The organism is Rugamonas rivuli (assembly GCF_009380165.1).
In the GTDB taxonomy this organism is placed as follows: domain Bacteria; phylum Pseudomonadota; class Gammaproteobacteria; order Burkholderiales; family Burkholderiaceae_D; genus Rugamonas; species Rugamonas rivuli.
In genome coordinates this window covers 1-1,468 of the sequence record NZ_WHUF01000020.1, presented here as the reverse complement: position 1 = coordinate 1,468, position 1,468 = coordinate 1, and the positions used below count along the sequence as shown (strand labels likewise).

1 rRNA gene is annotated in these 1,468 nt (G+C 53.1%); it reads left to right on the top strand.

From position 1 onward, the window contains the following. Window positions 1-31: 31 nt before the first annotated feature. Window positions 32-1,468, top strand: a 16S ribosomal RNA gene (locus GEV01_RS30545); the annotation flags it as partial.

The following is a 1,468-nucleotide window of genomic DNA, read 5'->3' as shown; positions in this document are numbered from 1 at the left end:
CGGTGGCAGAAATGCCAAATAAACAGAGATTAAACTGAAGAGTTTGATCCTGGCTCAGATTGAACGCTGGCGGCATGCCTTACACATGCAAGTCGAACGGCAGCGCGGGGCAACCTGGCGGCGAGTGGCGAACGGGTGAGTAATATATCGGAACGTACCCTGGAGTGGGGGATAACGTAGCGAAAGTTACGCTAATACCGCATACGATCTAAGGATGAAAGTGGGGGATCGCAAGACCTCATGCTCCTGGAGCGGCCGATATCTGATTAGCTAGTTGGTAGGGTAAAAGCCTACCAAGGCATCGATCAGTAGCTGGTCTGAGAGGACGACCAGCCACACTGGAACTGAGACACGGTCCAGACTCCTACGGGAGGCAGCAGTGGGGAATTTTGGACAATGGGCGCAAGCCTGATCCAGCAATGCCGCGTGAGTGAAGAAGGCCTTCGGGTTGTAAAGCTCTTTTGTCAGGGAAGAAACGGCCTGTTCTAATACAGTGGGCTAATGACGGTACCTGAAGAATAAGCACCGGCTAACTACGTGCCAGCAGCCGCGGTAATACGTAGGGTGCAAGCGTTAATCGGAATTACTGGGCGTAAAGCGTGCGCAGGCGGTTTTGTAAGTCTGTCGTGAAATCCCCGGGCTCAACCTGGGAATGGCGATGGAGACTGCAAGGCTAGAGTTTGGCAGAGGGGGGTAGAATTCCACGTGTAGCAGTGAAATGCGTAGATATGTGGAGGAACACCGATGGCGAAGGCAGCCCCCTGGGTCAAAACTGACGCTCATGCACGAAAGCGTGGGGAGCAAACAGGATTAGATACCCTGGTAGTCCACGCCCTAAACGATGTCTACTAGTTGTCGGGTCTTAATTGACTTGGTAACGCAGCTAACGCGTGAAGTAGACCGCCTGGGGAGTACGGTCGCAAGATTAAAACTCAAAGGAATTGACGGGGACCCGCACAAGCGGTGGATGATGTGGATTAATTCGATGCAACGCGAAAAACCTTACCTACCCTTGACATGGATGGAATCCCTGAGAGATTGGGGAGTGCCCGAAAGGGAACCATTACACAGGTGCTGCATGGCTGTCGTCAGCTCGTGTCGTGAGATGTTGGGTTAAGTCCCGCAACGAGCGCAACCCTTGTCATTAGTTGCTACGAAAGAGCACTCTAATGAGACTGCCGGTGACAAACCGGAGGAAGGTGGGGATGACGTCAAGTCCTCATGGCCCTTATGGGTAGGGCTTCACACGTCATACAATGGTACATACAGAGGGCCGCCAACCCGCGAGGGGGAGCTAATCCCAGAAAGTGTATCGTAGTCCGGATTGTAGTCTGCAACTCGACTGCATGAAGTTGGAATCGCTAGTAATCGCGGATCAGCATGTCGCGGTGAATACGTTCCCGGGTCTTGTACACACCGCCCGTCACACCATGGGAGCGGGTTTTACCAGAAGTAGGTAGCTTAACCG